General features: G+C 62.5%; 12 protein-coding genes. 4 read left to right on the forward strand and 8 right to left on the reverse strand.

The window, feature by feature from the left end:
* Positions 1-95 precede the first annotated feature (95 nt).
* Entirely contained in the window at positions 96-590 is a 495-nt protein-coding gene (locus AB4N98_RS07205) for a CS1 type fimbrial major subunit (protein ID WP_065877220.1), read from the reverse strand.
* Positions 591-1,108: 518 nt separating this feature from the next.
* On the opposite strand from AB4N98_RS07205, the gene AB4N98_RS07210 reads away from it, so the two are divergent.
* Both AB4N98_RS07210 and AB4N98_RS07215 read left to right on the forward strand, forming a co-directional pair.
* Complete coding sequence (locus AB4N98_RS07210) at positions 1,109-1,657, forward strand: PadR family transcriptional regulator (RefSeq protein WP_065877221.1); 549 nt, start codon at positions 1,109-1,111, stop codon at positions 1,655-1,657.
* Positions 1,654-2,421 (forward strand): siderophore-interacting protein, encoded by a 768-nt coding sequence (locus AB4N98_RS07215; RefSeq protein WP_068937541.1) that lies wholly within the window; start codon positions 1,654-1,656, stop codon positions 2,419-2,421. Before AB4N98_RS07210 ends, AB4N98_RS07215 begins: the two co-directional genes overlap by 4 nt.
* Before the next feature lie 39 nt (positions 2,422-2,460).
* Here AB4N98_RS07215 and AB4N98_RS07220 read toward each other — a convergent pair whose 3' ends face one another.
* Both AB4N98_RS07220 and AB4N98_RS07225 read right to left on the reverse strand, forming a co-directional pair.
* Positions 2,461-3,084 carry a Pr6Pr family membrane protein gene (locus tag AB4N98_RS07220; RefSeq protein ID WP_065877223.1) on the reverse strand — a complete coding sequence of 208 codons (624 nt, stop codon included), beginning with the start codon at positions 3,082-3,084 and terminating at the stop codon, positions 2,461-2,463.
* Positions 3,085-3,088: 4 nt separating this feature from the next.
* Positions 3,089-3,322: a VF530 family protein gene (locus AB4N98_RS07225; RefSeq protein ID WP_012722427.1), complete on the reverse strand. Its 234-nt coding sequence runs from the start codon at positions 3,320-3,322 to the stop codon at positions 3,089-3,091.
* Positions 3,323-3,473: 151 nt separating this feature from the next.
* On the opposite strand from AB4N98_RS07225, the gene AB4N98_RS07230 reads away from it, so the two are divergent.
* Both AB4N98_RS07230 and AB4N98_RS07235 read left to right on the forward strand, forming a co-directional pair.
* The gene (locus tag AB4N98_RS07230; protein ID WP_065877224.1) at positions 3,474-5,492 is read left to right on the forward strand and encodes a TonB-dependent receptor; all 2,019 of its coding nucleotides are present in this window, start codon (positions 3,474-3,476) and stop codon (positions 5,490-5,492) included.
* A 383-nt stretch (positions 5,493-5,875) separates the two neighbouring features.
* Entirely contained in the window at positions 5,876-8,287 is a 2,412-nt protein-coding gene (locus tag AB4N98_RS07235; protein ID WP_460149339.1) for a glucose/quinate/shikimate family membrane-bound PQQ-dependent dehydrogenase, read from the forward strand.
* A gap of 126 nt (positions 8,288-8,413) precedes the next feature.
* Here the strand turns inward: AB4N98_RS07235 and AB4N98_RS07240 are convergent, their stop codons facing one another.
* From AB4N98_RS07240 to AB4N98_RS07260, 5 genes are all read right to left on the reverse strand, one after another.
* A complete protein-coding gene (locus AB4N98_RS07240) occupies positions 8,414-8,833 on the reverse strand; it encodes a group I truncated hemoglobin (protein WP_065877226.1) in 420 nt (139 codons plus the stop codon).
* Complete coding sequence (locus tag AB4N98_RS07245; protein WP_460149340.1) at positions 8,833-9,690, reverse strand: DUF3034 family protein; 858 nt, start codon at positions 9,688-9,690, stop codon at positions 8,833-8,835. Before AB4N98_RS07245 ends, AB4N98_RS07240 begins: the two co-directional genes overlap by 1 nt.
* Positions 9,691-9,699: 9 nt before the next feature.
* Positions 9,700-12,048 carry a bifunctional diguanylate cyclase/phosphodiesterase gene (locus tag AB4N98_RS07250; RefSeq protein WP_460149341.1) on the reverse strand — a complete coding sequence of 783 codons (2,349 nt, stop codon included), beginning with the start codon at positions 12,046-12,048 and terminating at the stop codon, positions 9,700-9,702.
* Complete coding sequence (locus AB4N98_RS07255; protein WP_026067137.1) at positions 12,032-12,700, reverse strand: methylamine utilization protein; 669 nt, start codon at positions 12,698-12,700, stop codon at positions 12,032-12,034. Before AB4N98_RS07255 ends, AB4N98_RS07250 begins: the two co-directional genes overlap by 17 nt.
* Positions 12,701-12,885: 185 nt before the next feature.
* Positions 12,886-15,222, reverse strand: coding sequence for a putative bifunctional diguanylate cyclase/phosphodiesterase (locus AB4N98_RS07260; RefSeq protein ID WP_135196520.1), 2,337 nt, complete (start codon positions 15,220-15,222; stop codon positions 12,886-12,888).
* Between the last annotated feature and the right edge of the window lie 209 nt (positions 15,223-15,431).

The raw sequence follows: 15,431 nt of genomic DNA on the forward strand, positions 1-15,431 counted from the left end.
AATGCCTAGAGACTAAGAAAACCAGGCCGGCGCACAGGAGAGAGGGGCACGCCGGCCTGCAAACAGCGCTCGCGGTCAGCGAGCGCTCATGTGCATCAAGGTGCTGGCAGTACCGCGTCGAACACCACCGGCATCACTGCGGTGTAGGCGCCGCGCTGAGTGGCCGTAGGCTTGGCGGCGACGATGCGCATTTCAGCACCCACGCCCGGCGTGGAGTCCGCCTCGTTGACCACTTCCTGCGGGGTGCCGGTCAGGGTCACGCCGTTGAGGGTGGTGGTGAGCGGAATGTTCTGGGTGGTATTGCCGTTGAACAGCATCGCCGGGCCACCTTCGATGTAGGCATGCACCGAACCGTTGGTGTTGCGGATGTCGTAGATGGCGGTCAGGGGCGCCAGCTCACCGCTCACCACGTTGTAGTTCATGGTTTCGTCGCGGCCCCAGTTCGGGTCACGTGGCTGTGCATGGAACACGGTGGTAGGGATGTTCGCCCTGAGGTTGACGGTATGGCTGGCTTCGCCGGCAGCGACTGCTACCTGGGAACTCAGCGCAATAACAGCCAGTGGAACAGTGATCGCTAACTTCTTGAACATGGGTCAATACCTATAGGTTTTCAGTATTAATTGGATCGTTGCTAGTTGAATTCAAAGCCAGGGCTTTAGCTGACTCACAACGAACTACGTTGCGCAAAGTTGAACTAGTGCAACGCCGAGCAATGATCCATGAATGTCAAAAACAGGTATGCAGGCCGCTTCCCACGCGGGCGTAGCTTAAGGAAACTGCGTTCGCGGGAAAAACATGGCCTTTTGCCAAAACTTATAATTCAACTGTAAGAATTGGACTACACACTAACAAGTTGCTGTTTGAGTGGGTATGAAACTGTCAGAACGGTACCACAAAAGTGCCTATTCACGTTAAACGAAAGTGCAAAATTGGAGCTTTAACTCTAATAACTAGTTATAGACTTACATAGAGAGAACCGTCCACGGTTTTTTGCGGTTTTACGCTCGGCCTGCCTCGCCATACGGCCGTCGACCGTTGGTCGCGGCCCTCTGTTCAGCGCTAAAGATATATCTTAAGTTATGTCTAAATCTTTCACAGAGCGACGAACATGCGCGATCACCCTCACCACCGCGACCCCGGCAACGACCCTGACGGCTTCGAAAAACGCCCCGGCCGTGAACGCGGCGGCCGTGGCCCCCGCGTGTTCGCACCGGGCGATTTGAAATTGCTGCTGCCGGCGCTCATCGCCGAACAACCGTGCCACGGCTACGACCTGATCCGCCGGATCGAAGGCCTGTTCGACGGCGCCTACACCCCGAGCCCAGGCGTGATCTACCCGACGCTGACCTTCCTGGAAGAGAGCGAGTTGATCAGCGGCGACGCCGAAGGTGGAAAAAAACGCTACACAATCACCGACGCCGGACGTCTGTTCTTAAGTGAACAGACGGTTGCGCTGGACGGCGTACGCATGCGCATCCAACTGAGCAAACGCTCGCTGCGCGGGCATGACCGCCCGCCGCAAATCCACGAGGCGGTGCACAACCTGCGCCATGCCTTGCATTCACACCACGGGCGTTGGAGCCCGGAAGAAATCGCACGTGTCGCGGCGCTGCTCAACGGCACCGCTCAAGCCATTGCCGACGGGAAATCCTCATGAATACACACGCCATCCACCGCGTTACCCACGAGATCAAACGCCGCCGCCTGCAGGTGTTGCGCGTGGTCGATATCACCCCGCGCATGCGCCGCATCACCCTGGGCGGGCCTGAACTGGCCGGGTTCGTGAGCCTGGGCAGCGACGACCATATCAAGCTGCTGTTCCCACAGAACGCCGCCGAGCAGGCCGCGCTGCAAAGCCCGACCTTCACCGTCAAGGGCGACGGCCCGCAGCCAGCCATGCGTGACTACACGCCACGGCGTTTTGACCTGGACCTTGGCGAGCTGGATATCGATTTCGTGCTGCATGGCGATGGCCCTGCGTCCACCTGGGCGCAACAGGCCCAGCCGGGGCAACACCTGTATATCGGCGGGCCACGGGGCTCGCTGATCGTGCCGGATATCTTCGACAGCTACCTGCTGATCGGCGACGAAACCGCGCTGCCGGCCATCGGTCGTCGCCTGGAGGAACTACCCGCCGGGTGCAAGGTGCTGGCGGTGATTGAGATTGCCGATTTGGCGGAGCGGCAAACGCTGGAAAGCGCCGCCGAGGTCGACATCATTTGGGTGGTGCGGGGCCAGGATGACCTACTGAAGTGCGTGCGCAACCTGACGCTGCCCAGCGGCACGCTGTACAGCTTCGTCGCCACCGAAACCAAGCTGTCGCGCCAGGTACGCCGCGTGCTGCTGGACACCCATCAGGTCGATGAAGATTTTCTGAAGGCCGTGGGTTACTGGCGCGCCGAAGGTAGCGACGACGAGTAAACCCCCGTGTGGGAGCGGGCTTGCTCGCTCCCACAGGTTTTATTGCGTTCGCTTGAGCGCCTTATCCAGCCCCACCACTGCCAATGCAATCAACACAAACCCCGCCAAGATCCCTGCGGCATTCACAAACACCTGTGGATAACCGAGGGTGCTCACGTCGATGAACGGGTACTGATACTGCCCGAGCAAATTCCCACGCAGCAGCGCATAGGCGAAGTACACCAGCGGGTAAATCACCCAGGCGCCGATGTGTTTGAGGTGCAAGGTGCCCTTGGGCACACAGCGCCACCAGTAAATAAAAAACAGCACCGGCATGACGTCGTGGAGCAGCTCGTCGGCGACCAGTTGAAAGCCTTCGGGCTGCCACAAATGCCGCAGCAACAGGCTGTACGCCAGGCCCACCACCAGAATGCTCACCGCGATTGCGCTGCTGACCCTGGGGGCGAGAAAAAACCGCTTCGCCGCGCTGTCGCGGTTCACCACGGCGTAGCTCAACACCACCACCGCCAGGGTGTTGGTGAGTACCGTAAAGAAACTGAAAAAGTTGATCAGCCCGCCCAGCAGGCTGGCGCCGGTGGACCAACGCGAATAGAAAATAAGGTATTGCTGAATCGCCAACCCCACCCAACCGGCCAGTGCGGCCGCTGCCGTAAACCGCTTCATTGCCTCAGTCCAACGGGCGTTTGGTGCGCATCAGCTTCACGTACAACCCTTCGACTTTCTCCCGCGCCCACGGGGTTTTACGCAGGAACGTGAGGCTCGACTTGATGCTCGGGTCGCTCTTGAAGCAGCGGATATCAATGCGCTCGGCAAGGCCTTCCCATTCGTAATGTTCCACCAGGGTGGTGAGGACGTGTTGCAGGGTCACGCCGTGGAGGGGGTCGTTGCTTGTCGCGGTCATGCCGGGGCCTATGAAAAAAGGGTTGAGGAAGGCGCACACCTTATCACCCCGCCCGGCCAGTTATAAAAAGTTCCCGCTTGCGGCGAAAAAGAGATGTTATATTGTAACCATTGCTTTCAAATCTTTTCGCCGTATTGCCAAGGAATGTCCGATGTCCCTCTCTTCCCTGTGGCGCTTGACCCCGCTTGCCGCCGCCCTGTTGATCTGCTCCGAAGCCCACGCCCTTGAGCTGCCACCCCAAGTCATCACCGGCAACCCGCTGGGCAGCGAACAGCTGGCGTCGCCGACCACCGTGCTCGAAGGCGATGACCTGACGCTGCAGCAAAAAGGCAGCCTCGGCGAAACCCTGAACAAGCAGCCGGGCGTGTCGTCTTCGTATTTCGGCCCAGGCGCCAGCCGGCCGATCATTCGCGGCCAGGATGGCGACCGCATCCGCATCCTGCGCAACGGCGTGGGCGCGCTGGATGCCTCGTCACTGTCCTACGACCACGCGGTGCCGCTGGACCCGGTCAACGTTGAGCGCGTTGAAATCGTGCGCGGCCCGGCGGCGTTGTTGTATGGCGGCAGTGCCATCGGCGGCGTGGTCAACACCTTCGACAATCGCATCCCCACCCAAGCCATCGAAGGCATCCACGGTGCCGGTGAGTTGCGCTACGGCGGCGCCGACACCACCCGCAGCAGCGCAGGCAAACTGGAAGCCGGCAACGGCACGTTCGCCCTGCACCTGGACGCCAATGCGCGGGAATTCAATGACCTGAAAATCCCAGGCCAGGCGCGCAGCCGCCATGCGCCGGACAGCGAAGACAGCCCTGGCAAAAATGCTCGCCTGGGCAACAGCGACGGGCGCCAGGACGGCGGTGCCGTGGGCGGTTCCTACACCTGGGATGACGGTTACGCCGGGCTGTCCTACAGCAATTACGACAGCAACTACGGCTCCCCCGCCGAGCAGGCCGTGCGCATCCGCATGAAGCAGGATCACTACGCGTTCGCCTCCGAAATCCGCAACCTGCAAGGCCCGTTCAGTTCGGTGAAATTCGACGCCGGCTACACCGACTACGAGCACCGCGAAATCGAAGACGGCGAGACCGGCACGGTGTTCAAGAACAAAGGTTATGAAGCCCGCGTTGAAGCGCGTCACCAGCCGATCGGCCCGTTCGATGGGGTGGTGGGCGCGCAGGTGACCCGCAATGAGTTCTCGGCCCTGGGCGAAGAAGCGTTCGTGCCGCAGACCGACACCAATGCCGGCGCGCTGTTTATCCTCGAAGAAATGCAGGCCACCGAACGCCTCAAACTCAGCCTCGGCGGGCGCCTGGAACACACCCGCGTAGACCCGGACGCCAAAGGCAACGCGCGCTTTGCCGGCGCCGACAAGAGCAATGACTTCACCGCCGGCAGCCTGTCGTCCGGCGCGGTCTACACCCTGACGCCCATCTGGTCCGTGGCCGCCACCCTGGGCTACACCGAACGCGCGCCGACCTTCTACGAGCTGTACGCCAACGGCGCCCACGTCGCCACCGGCACCTTTGAGCTGGGCGACGCCAACCTGAAGAAAGAAAAAGCCGTGTCCAGCGACCTGGCGCTGCGCTTTGACAATGGCACCCACAAGGGCAGCGTCGGCGTGTTCTACAGCCACTTCTCCAATTACATCGGCCTGCTGGGCACCGGTCGTACGCTGAACGATGAAGGTGAAGAAGACGCGAGCGGCATCCCTGAGTACGAATATTCCGGCGTGCGTGCCCGTTTTGCCGGGTTTGAAGCCCAGGATCACTGGAAGCTCGGTGAAAGCGCCTACGGCAAGTTCGCGCTGGAGCTGTCAGGCGATTACACCCGCGCCACCAACCTCGACACCGGTGAAGCCTTGCCACGCATTGCCCCGTTGCGCTTGAACAGCGGGTTGCTGTGGGAGCTGGACCGCTGGCAGGCGCGTATCGACGTCGAACACGCCGCAGGCCAGGGCCGTGTGCCGGATAACGAAAGCGGCACCGACGGCTACACCACCTTGGGCGCGAGCGCCGGTTACCACTTCAATATGGGTGGCAGCCAATGGTTGGCATTTGTGAACGGGGAAAACCTCACCAACCAGACCGTGCGGTATGCCAGCTCGATCCTGCGCGACATCGCCCCGGCGCCGGGGCGCAGCGTGCAGTTCGGGCTTCGCACCACCTTCTAACCCACAGTGCAATTCCCGTGGGAGGGGGGCTTGCCCTCCTCCCACAAGTGTTTTCGCAGCGACATCGGGTCACTGTTACCAAATCCGAAATGATGCATCTTGCGATTCAGGCTTTCTCTTGGCCCTGACTCCCTTTATCCTTCGCAACAACCTGAAACGTTTCACTTCCTCGGCCGCCCCCATCTTGCTGATTATTCCCGCACGCAAAGACAGCGCTGTCTTGCCCACGACCGCGCCTGGGGATAAATCGCCGGCCTGTGGATAACAGCGCCGCTCCACGGAAAAACCCAAATAACGCTGAACCAAGCCCGCGCCGAATCGTCATCTACAGTGAATGAAGCACGGGGTTACACCTTTATTCCAACGTCACGGAGAAACACACTATGAGCACTGATGGTGCTTCAAGTCCAAGCCGCCTGCTCCCCAGGCTGCTAGGCGTCTTGCTGCTGATCATGGGCCTGGCCTTGTTGGCCGGCGGTATCAAGCTGACGATGCTCGGCGGGTCGTTTTACTACCTGCTGGCCGGTATCGGCATCACCTTGACCGGCATCCTGTTGCTGGCCACCCGTCGCGCCGCGCTTGGCCTGTACGCAGTAGTGCTGTTCGCCAGCACGGTGTGGGCACTGTGGGAAGTCGGCTTGGACTGGTGGCAGCTGGTGCCGCGCCTGGCACTGCTGTTTGCCTTGGGCCTGGTCATGTTGCTGCCGTGGTTTCGCCGTCCGTTGCTGCGTGGCCAACCTGCCCCGCTGGGCACCGGCGCACTGAGCGTGGCCGTGGTGCTGGCCGGCGCCGCCGCCATCGCCAGCCAGTTCACCAACCCGGGTGAGATCAAAGGCCAACTGGACCGCGACGCGGTACCGGGCATGGCCAATGCCGCGCCGTCGCAGGCCGATGGCGACTGGAATTCCTACGGTCGTTCATCCTTCGGCGACCGCTACTCGCCGCTGGCGCAGATTACCCCGGAAAACGCCCACAAGCTGGTCCCGGCGTGGACCTTCCGCACCGGCGATATTCCGGGTGCGGGCGACCCAGGTGAGACCACCGCGGAAAACACCCCGCTGAAAGTCAACGGCATGCTCTACGTGTGTACCCCGCACAGCCAAGTGATTGCCCTGGACCCGGACACCGGCAAGGAAATCTGGCGTTTCGACCCGAAGATCAGCACCCAGGGTGCCGAGAACTTCAAGGGTTGGGCGCACATGACCTGCCGTGGCGTGTCGTATCACGATGACGCCGCCTACGCGTCCGAACAGAGCCCCACCGGCAGCGCCAGCCCGGCCACCGCGCCGACTGCCTGCCCGAAACGCATCTTCGTGCCGACCGCCGACACCCGCCTGATCGCCCTGAACGCCGACACCGGCAAGATGTGCGAAGACTTCGGCGACAAAGGCCAGGTCGACCTGCGCGCCAACATCGGCAGCTTCGCCCCAGGCGGTTACTACTCCACCTCGCCACCGGCCGTGACCAAGAACCTGGTGGTGATCGGCGGCCACGTGACCGATAACGTCTCGGTCGACGAGCCAAGCGGTGTGATCCGCGCGTTCGACGTACACACCGGCAAGCTGGTGTGGAACTGGGACAGCGGCAACCCGGGTGACACCACCCCGTTGGCCGAAGGCAAGACCTACACCCGCAACTCGCCGAACATGTGGTCCATGTTCGCCGTGGATGAAAAACTCGGCATGCTCTACCTGCCGATGGGCAACCAGATGCCTGACCAGTACGGCGGCGACCGTACCGACGATTCCGAGAAATACGCCGCCGGCCTGACCGCGCTGGACATCGACACCGGCCATGTGAAGTGGACCTTCCAGTTCACTCACCATGACCTGTGGGACATGGACGTGGGCGGCCAACCGTCGCTGATCGACATCAAGACCGAAGCCGGCGTGAAGCAGGCGGTGATGGCGTCGACCAAGCAAGGCAGCATCTATGTACTGGACCGTGCCACCGGCCAGCCGGTGGTGCCGATCCACGAAGTGGCGGTACCGCAGGGCGCAGTGGCGGGCGACCGCACCTCCCCGACTCAACCCAAGTCCGAGCTGAACTTCATGCCGCCGCCGCTCAAAGAGCGCGACATGTGGGGCGTGACGCCGTTTGACCAGATGCTGTGCCGTATCGACTTCAAGTCCATGCGCTATGACGGTGCTTTCACCCCGCCATCGCTGCAGGGCTCGATCGTGTACCCCGGCAACTTTGGCGTGTTCGACTGGGGTGGCATTTCTGTCGACCCGGTGCGTCAGATCGCGTTCGTGAACCCCAGCTTCATGGCGTTCAAATCCAAACTGATCCCGGCCGCCGACATCGCCAAGCAAGGCCCGCGCGTCAGCGAAACCGAAGGCGTGCAGCCGAACAAAGGCGCGCCGTACGGCGTGATCCTCGAAGCGTTGCTGTCGCCAATGGGCTTGCCGTGCCAGGCACCGGCGTGGGGTTATGTGGCGGCGGTCGACCTGACCACCCACAAAACCATCTGGATGCACAAGAACGGCACCGTGCGTGACAGCTCGCCGGTTCCGATCCCCCTGAGCATGGGCGTACCGAGCCTGGGCGGCACCTTCACCACCGCCGGTGGCGTGGCGTTCCTGAGCGGTACCCTCGACCAGTACCTGCGTGCCTACGACGTGAAAAACGGCAAGCAACTGTGGGAAGGCCGCCTGCCAGCGGGCGCGCAAACCACACCGATGACCTACACCGGCAAGGACGGCAAGCAGTACGTGCTGGTCGTGGCGGGGGGTCATGGTTCCCTGGGTACCAGGCAGGGTGACTATGTAATGGCGTTCAAACTGCCGGACTAAGCAGGACCGGCGGTAAAACAAAGGCGGCTACCCTCAACAGGTAGCCGCCTTTTTAATGGACGATGACGATCAAAATGTGTGAGGGGGCTTGCTCCCTCCCACATTTGAACCTTGGTGTTCAGGTGACTAGTGTTCGATCACTTCACCGCGCATCACCGCCAACCTGGCAATCAACCGATTCTGCACCGGCACTGGGATCCCCTCGCTGTCCATCGCCTTGATCAAATCCTCCACCAGCGCATTGAAGTCACTGCGGCTAACGTTCTGGCCCTTGTGACTTTCGGCCATGCTGTCTCCGGTGTAGGTACATGGCCCGCCGGCTTCGACGCAGAACTGTTCGATCAATTTGTTGCGCAAACGCTGGATGTCAATGCGCCGAAAGCGTTCGACGATGCGCTCATCGCGGGCGATGTGGAGCAGCATGCCTTCGACAATCCGCGTGATGCCGGGCATGGCGCCCAAATCGCGATACAGGCTGTCGTCCTTGGGCGGTTGTTGGGCGCAGGCGCTGAGCAGCACCGCCAGCGCGATGGGTAGAACGCGCATCAGAAGCTCCCCTGCACCGACAAGTAGGTGCCGTTCTGGTTATCCAACGTGGCGATTTCCCCAAGCCGCGCGTAGGCCAATACAAACGATACGTGCTTGTTGGGAAAGTAGCCGACGAACACATCCGCCCAATCGCTTTCACCGGCAAACGACAGGTTGTCGGGCTTCTCACGGTATTCGACGCCCAGCGCCCAGCGCGGGTTGAACAGCAGCGCCACCGAGCCTTCCTTGAGCAGGCTGCGGCTGCTGCGACGATCGCCGCCGAAGCCAAGCAACCCGGTTTCGTTGGCGCGGCTGTAGCGCAGGCTGGTGTTGACCAGCACGTTGTAGCCAAAGGCCGCGCCCATGAACAAACGGCTGGCGGCGAGGTAGCCTTCGACGTCGCTGTCGCGCTTGGCGCCCACCAGGCGGGGGATATCGAAGTGGGTCTGGTGTTTGTATTCCAGGCCGAGGGACACCTGCGGCAAACGGTCGTAAATCACGTCGCCGAACAGCCGCACCTTCACACCCAGTACATCCTGGCCCAGGTTGTCTTCGGCCAAGTTGAGCTTGTGCACCAGGCTGCCGAGGTCGAAGCGTTGGCGGGCGAAAGACACTTCGACACGGTTGTCGTAAGCCAGCGCCAAGCCGGCCACGTCCAGCCGATAGTCCGGCAGGTTGACCGTGGTGGCGAACGCCGTGGCGCCCCATTCGTGCTGTTCGCCGTAGCCGGTCAACACCGCCCAAGGCGTGATACCACCACCCGCAGAGCCCTCGATGCTGCTGGCACCGCCCGTGGCGATCAGGCGGCCGTTATCGGCCCACGCCGTGTGCAGGGTGAGCGCCGCGAGGCTGCCAATCAGAAAAGAAAGTCGCACGTCAGCTACTCAATGAACCAAGGAAGTGTGCGCACTGAGGGGCAACGCCACCCAGGCTTCGAAAGCGTCGGCGCTCAACGGCCGGCTGATCAGGTAGCCCTGGGCCGTGTCGCACTGCCACCGCTCCAACAAACGCAGGCTGTGGGCATACTCGACGCCCTCGGCGACGACCTTGAGGCCCAGGTTGTGGCTCATCTCGATGGTGGAGCGCACGATCACCGCGTCTTCACTGGTTTCATCGAGGTTGCGCACAAAGGATTGGTCGATCTTCAACTCCTGCACCGGCAGGCGCTTGAGGTGAGCCAGCGACGAGTAGCCGGTACCGAAGTCATCCACCGACAGGCTGATGCCGCAATCGCGTAACAGGTGCAGGACCTTGAGGGCTTTTTCCGGTTCACGCATCACGGCACTTTCGGTGATTTCGAACAGCAACTGTTCGGCCGGCAAGCCATAGCGCCGCAGCAAGGCCGAAACCCGATGGGCCAGCTCGTCACCGAGCAAATCGTCCGCCGAGATATTCAGTGACAGCTGTAGAGACAGGCCGCGACGGTTCCACTCGCACAGTTGGCGGATGCCCTCCTCGATCACCCATTGGGTCAACAATTGGATGCTGCCCGAGCGCTCGGCCAGGGGGATGAACTCTGCCGGCGAGACCATGCCGAACTGCGGGTGCTGCCAGCGCAGCAAGGCTTCGGCCTGGCGTACATGGCCTTGGCGAATGTCCAGTTTGGGCTGGTAATGCAGCAGCAATTGGCCTTGGCTGGGCGCGTGGCGCAGGTCGCGGATCAGGGTGATCTGGCGGCGGTGCACCAGGTCGCGGCCCTGCTCATAAACCTGCAGGCGGCCGGGCATTTTCGCCGCGTCGTTCATGGCGATGGCCGCGCGTTCGAGCACGGTGTGCGGGCTTTCGCCATCGGCCGGGTAGGCCGCGATGCCCAGCCGGCAATCCAGCGCCAGGTCGTGGCCATTGATGCGCTGGGGGCGCAGCAGCAGTTGTTGCAGCTTGTCGGCCATGCCCACGGCCTCGTCGCTGCCCGCGCCTTCGAGCAACAGCAGGAATTCATCGGCGATCAGGTGCGCCAGGGTATCGCCGGGGCGCAGCACTGCTTCCAGGCGGCGGCTGACGGCCAGCAGCAATTGGTCCACCGCATCAGGCCCGGCGGTTTCGCTGGCGGCGCGCAGGTTATCGATACCCAGGTAGATCAACGCCACCGGCCGTTGCAGAGCAATCGCACTGCCCAGGCGCTCCATGGCCAGTGCGCGGTTCGGCAGGCCGGTGAGGCTGTCGTGCAGCGCGTTATGCGCCAACTGTTGCTCACGTTCGGCGATGCCGCTTTGCATCGCATTGAACGCATTCGCCAGCAACCCCAGTTCGTCACTGCGCGCCAGGGCCACCGGCGTGTGGTAATCGCCCTGGCCTATGCGTTCGGCCGCCAGCGCCAACGTCTGCACCGGGCGCGATACGGTGCGCGCCAGCAACAAGGCGCCGATCAACGAGGCGAGCAAGGCGACCAGCGCGATGCCAAGGATCTTTTCGTCCAACGGTACGAAAGCCTGCATCGCCGCATCCAACGGGCTTTGCAGCAACGCCAGGACCTTGCCGTTCTGATCGCTGGCCAGCACCAGGGACTGGCTGAGAAAACGCTGCGCCAGGTGATCGGTGGTGGACACCCCAAGGCGTGCCGTATCGCCCTGCATCAGGGCCAGAATGCTGTCGCGCAAAACCTGCGGCTGGGTGCTGACCAACTCGCCCGGCCGATCATGAGCGATGGCCAGGAACGACACTTCCAGGTTGCTCAACGAGCGCAACTCATCGGCAAATGCACCGTCCATGCTAAAGCCCATCACCACCCGTGCAATCGGCAACGGCGCCAGCACCGGGGATTCCACCAACAGGTGCGGTTGGCCTTGCAGTGGCACGATCAGCATGGCCTGGCGGTTGCGCCGGGCATCGCGCAGTGACTGATCGTATTGGAAGGTCGAGCCCTCGGGCACTTCGCTCAAGGTACTGGCCAGGACTTGGCCGTCCATGCCCAGCAGGATCACATCGCTGGCGTTGATGCGCTTGCCGTGGTTGAGCAGCACCGAGCGCATCGTCGCCGAATCGCCGCTGGCCACCGCATCACGAAAGCCGAAGTCGGCGGCCAACAGTTGCACGCCATCGGCCAGACGGCGACCGCGAACGTCCAGCAAGCGCTCGAACACCCGCGAACCGACCTCCAACTGAGCCAGTGCCTGGCCGCGCACCGCTGAACGGGTGGCCACCTTGACACTGAAATACAGCGCACCGATCACCACCAGCAACAGCAGGATCAGGACACTGGCGACCCGCGCCTGGAAGCTACTGCGCAGTTTCACGGGAGGCTCGATTGAACGCATCGCCAAACGCACTCGGCGTCGGCGGGATATCGGCGGAGGTCGGCTCCAGGCTCAGCACCACGTTGTGGCTGAGGCCGGCGGCGGTGATATGCAAGGTGCCGCCGTCCAGGGGCTGCATATCCTTGAGTTGCGGGTGCCACACCGTGGCGTGGTAATCGCCGGGCGGCAGTTGTTCCAGGCGCACTCGGCCTTGGGCGTCGCTGACACCAAAACGTGGGTCGTCGGTCACGTAGATATAGCCGAGCATCCAGTCATGGATGTTACAGCCAAGCACCACCACGCCAGGCTTGTCGAACAGCAACGGGTCGGTGGGCGTGCCTTCGTACAGGCGCAGTTCGAAACGCTTGGCGGCGGAGAAGGAATAAACCTGATGGCGGATGTTATCGCTGTTGGGGAAGCGCACCTGGGTACCGGTGTGCACCGCCAGCACATGGGGCGCAAAGCGTTGGCCACGCTGGTCCATATCGGCCTTGAGCACACCGTTGAACGCACCCGCCGGGCCCTGAAGGGTCACGACGCCATCCGCCACCTTGCTGCCGTCGGCCTGGCGCAGCAACACTTCCAGGGTGGCGGCCGAGGCTGGGCACGCCACCAGCAGCGCCAGCGCTACACCTGAAAACACATGAATCATTCGGGCCATGGGGCATCCGCGACAGATAAAAAAAGAGCGGCCAGCCTTGGGACTGCAATGCGCAGCCATCATGCCGCAAACAAGGCAAAATGCCATCACTCAATGCCAAAAAACCTATGCGATCGGTCAAGCTCTGTAGAGGTTATCGACCCCGCGGCGGAATTCTGTAGCCCGCCGGCTGGGTTCTAGACGGGCGCACGCTCACGCCGCAGCCACCTCTCGAACGCCATGGCGTTCAATGGTCGGCTGATGAGGTACCCCTGCGCCGTGTCGCAATTCCATTGCTTGAGCAATTTCAAACTCGGCTCGAACTCCACCCCTTCAGCCACCACCTTGAGCCCCAGGTTGTGGCTCATCTCGATGGTCGAGCGCACGATCACGCCGTCGCCGCTGGTGCTGTCCAGGTTGCGCACGAAGGACTGGTCGATCTTCAATTCCTGCACCGGCAGGCGCTGCAACTGCGCCAGCGACGAATAACCGGTGCCGAAGTCATCCACCGCCAGGCTGATGCCGCAACCGCGCAGTTGCTCCAGCACGCGCAAGGCCTGTTGCGGGTTGTGCATGATCGCGCTTTCGGTGATCTCGAAAATCAATTGCTCGGCCTGTACCGCGTATTGCGCCAACAAGGCGGTAACGCGGATGGCCAGGTCATCATCGGCCAAGTCATCCACCGAGATGTTCACCGACAGCTGGATCAGCAGGCCACGCCGCGCCCATTCGGCACTCTGGCGGATGGCCTCTTCGATCACCCATTGGGTCAGGCCGGCCATGCTGCCGGTGCGTTCGGCCAAGGGGATGAATTCGGCCGGCGACACCAGCCCGAACGTCGGGTGTTGCCAGCGCAGCAAGGCTTCGGCCTGGCGCACCTGGCCGTGTTTGAGGTCAAGCTTGGGCTGATAACACAGGTGCAGTTCGCCTTCAGCGGCGGCCCGGCGCAGGTCGCGGATCAAGGTGATCTGGCGCTGGTGAGCCAGGTCGCGGTCCTGCTGGTACACCTGCAAATAGCCGGGCAACACCGCCGCATCGTGACGGGCAATGGCGGCGCGGCTGATCAGCTCTTCCACCTGCTGGCCGTCGGCGGGGTAAGCGGCAATGCCGATGCTCACTTCGTGGCGCAGTTCGTCATGGCCGATGTGCTGGGGTTCGGTGAGCAGTGCGTAGAGACGGTCGGCGCGGGCCACGGCGCGGTCGACTTCGGTGTTTTCCAGCAACAGCAAAAACTCGCTGCCGGTGATGCGGGCCGCCGTATCGCTGGCCAGCAGGCTCATGCACAAACAGCGGCTGGCTTCGCGCATCATGATTTCGACGCCCTCGGGGCCGAAGCCTTCGTTGATCGCCCGATAATTCTCGATGCCCAGGTACAGCAACACCACCGGCCGCCGCGCACTGATCGCACTGCCCAGGCGTTCCATGGCCAGGGCCCGATTGGGCAGGCCGGTGAGCGGGTCATGCAACGCGTTATGCGCCAGTTGCCGCTCACGCACGGCGATGCCGCTTTGCATGGCATTGAACGCGCGCGCCAGCAGGCCGAATTCATCGTGGCCGCGTACCCGCACCGGCGTGCGGTAATCACCGGAACCGATGCGACCGGCCGCCTCCACCAGTGCATTCAGCGGGCGCGATACGCGCCGCGCCAGGAACAGCGCGCCGGCCAACGACACCACCAGCACCGCCAGGGCAATCCCGAGGAACTGCCGGTCCAGCGGCGCAAAGGATTCCAGCGCATGTTCCAGCGGGCTTTGCAGCAACACGCGCACCTCATCGGCGCCCCCTGTATTGGCCAGCGACACCACTTGGCTGAGCACGCGCTCGCCGTAAAACAGCTGGATTGACGCCTGCGCGTTGGCCGGCGCATCGCGCAGCAGGCTGAAGGTGGTGGCCTGATGCGCAACAGGCTGGGTGCTGAACAACGGGCCGGGCCGGCCGGCCTGCACGCTGAGGAACGATACGTCCAGGTTGCTCATGGAGCGCAATTCATTGGCAAACAGCGTATCCATGGGAAACCCCATGACCACCCGCGCGATGGGCTGTGGGTCGAGCACCTGGTCTTGCACCAGCAAGTAGGGGCGCCCGTCCATGGCGACGATGAGCATTTGCAGACCACTGCGCCGCGCCTGGCGCAATGCATCGCGGTAGGGGAAGGTCTGGCCACGGGTGAAGAGCGCCAAGGTGCTGACCATTACATCGCCGTCGAGCCCCAGCACAAACACTTCGCTGGACCGAATGCCCGTGCCGTGCCGGCGCAATGCAGCCAGAACCTTGGCCGGGTTGCCTGCGGCCACGGCCTGCTTGAACGGGCCGTCTGCGGTCAGCCAACCCAGCCCGTATTGCAGGCGCCGCCCGCGCAGGTCGAGCAAGCGTTCGAACACCTGGCGACCGGTGTTCAACTGGACCTGGGCCTGATTCTCCACCGCACGTGTAGTGGCGGCCTTGACCGCGAAATACGTGGCGGCGACCACCACCAGCAGCAACAGCGCCAGCACCCCGGCGATGCGGGTTTGGAACGTATGGCGCCACGTCATGGCAGTGCCCTCTGGCAGCGTTAGCCTGCTTCTGCCACTACGTCCCTTTGTCATGTGCATTCCTTGCAACAGCTGACCTGGCGTCAAAAAAATATCCATTTTTATTGGATATTTGGAATTAGCAGATTAGCTGGCGAAACGCATAAGTCCACCCAATAAAATCGGGTGCTTCACCGATGTTTGATGGGCGACGAGCACTGAGTCGACGC

Source organism: Pseudomonas sp. S3_E10 (genome assembly GCF_054667615.1).

Coding starts and splice junctions, on each gene's coding strand:
- AB4N98_RS07205 (WP_065877220.1), bottom strand. CDS start 590: ATGTTCAAGAAGTTAGCGATCACTGTTCCACTGGCTGTTATTGCGCTG.
- AB4N98_RS07210 (WP_065877221.1), top strand. CDS start 1,109: ATGCGCGATCACCCTCACCACCGCGACCCCGGCAACGACCCTGACGGC.
- AB4N98_RS07215 (WP_068937541.1), top strand. CDS start 1,654: ATGAATACACACGCCATCCACCGCGTTACCCACGAGATCAAACGCCGC.
- AB4N98_RS07220 (WP_065877223.1), bottom strand. CDS start 3,084: ATGAAGCGGTTTACGGCAGCGGCCGCACTGGCCGGTTGGGTGGGGTTG.
- AB4N98_RS07225 (WP_012722427.1), bottom strand. CDS start 3,322: ATGACCGCGACAAGCAACGACCCCCTCCACGGCGTGACCCTGCAACAC.
- AB4N98_RS07230 (WP_065877224.1), top strand. CDS start 3,474: ATGTCCCTCTCTTCCCTGTGGCGCTTGACCCCGCTTGCCGCCGCCCTG.
- AB4N98_RS07235 (WP_460149339.1), top strand. CDS start 5,876: ATGAGCACTGATGGTGCTTCAAGTCCAAGCCGCCTGCTCCCCAGGCTG.
- AB4N98_RS07240 (WP_065877226.1), bottom strand. CDS start 8,833: ATGCGCGTTCTACCCATCGCGCTGGCGGTGCTGCTCAGCGCCTGCGCC.
- AB4N98_RS07255 (WP_026067137.1), bottom strand. CDS start 12,700: ATGATTCATGTGTTTTCAGGTGTAGCGCTGGCGCTGCTGGTGGCGTGC.
- AB4N98_RS07260 (WP_135196520.1), bottom strand. CDS start 15,222: ATGACGTGGCGCCATACGTTCCAAACCCGCATCGCCGGGGTGCTGGCG.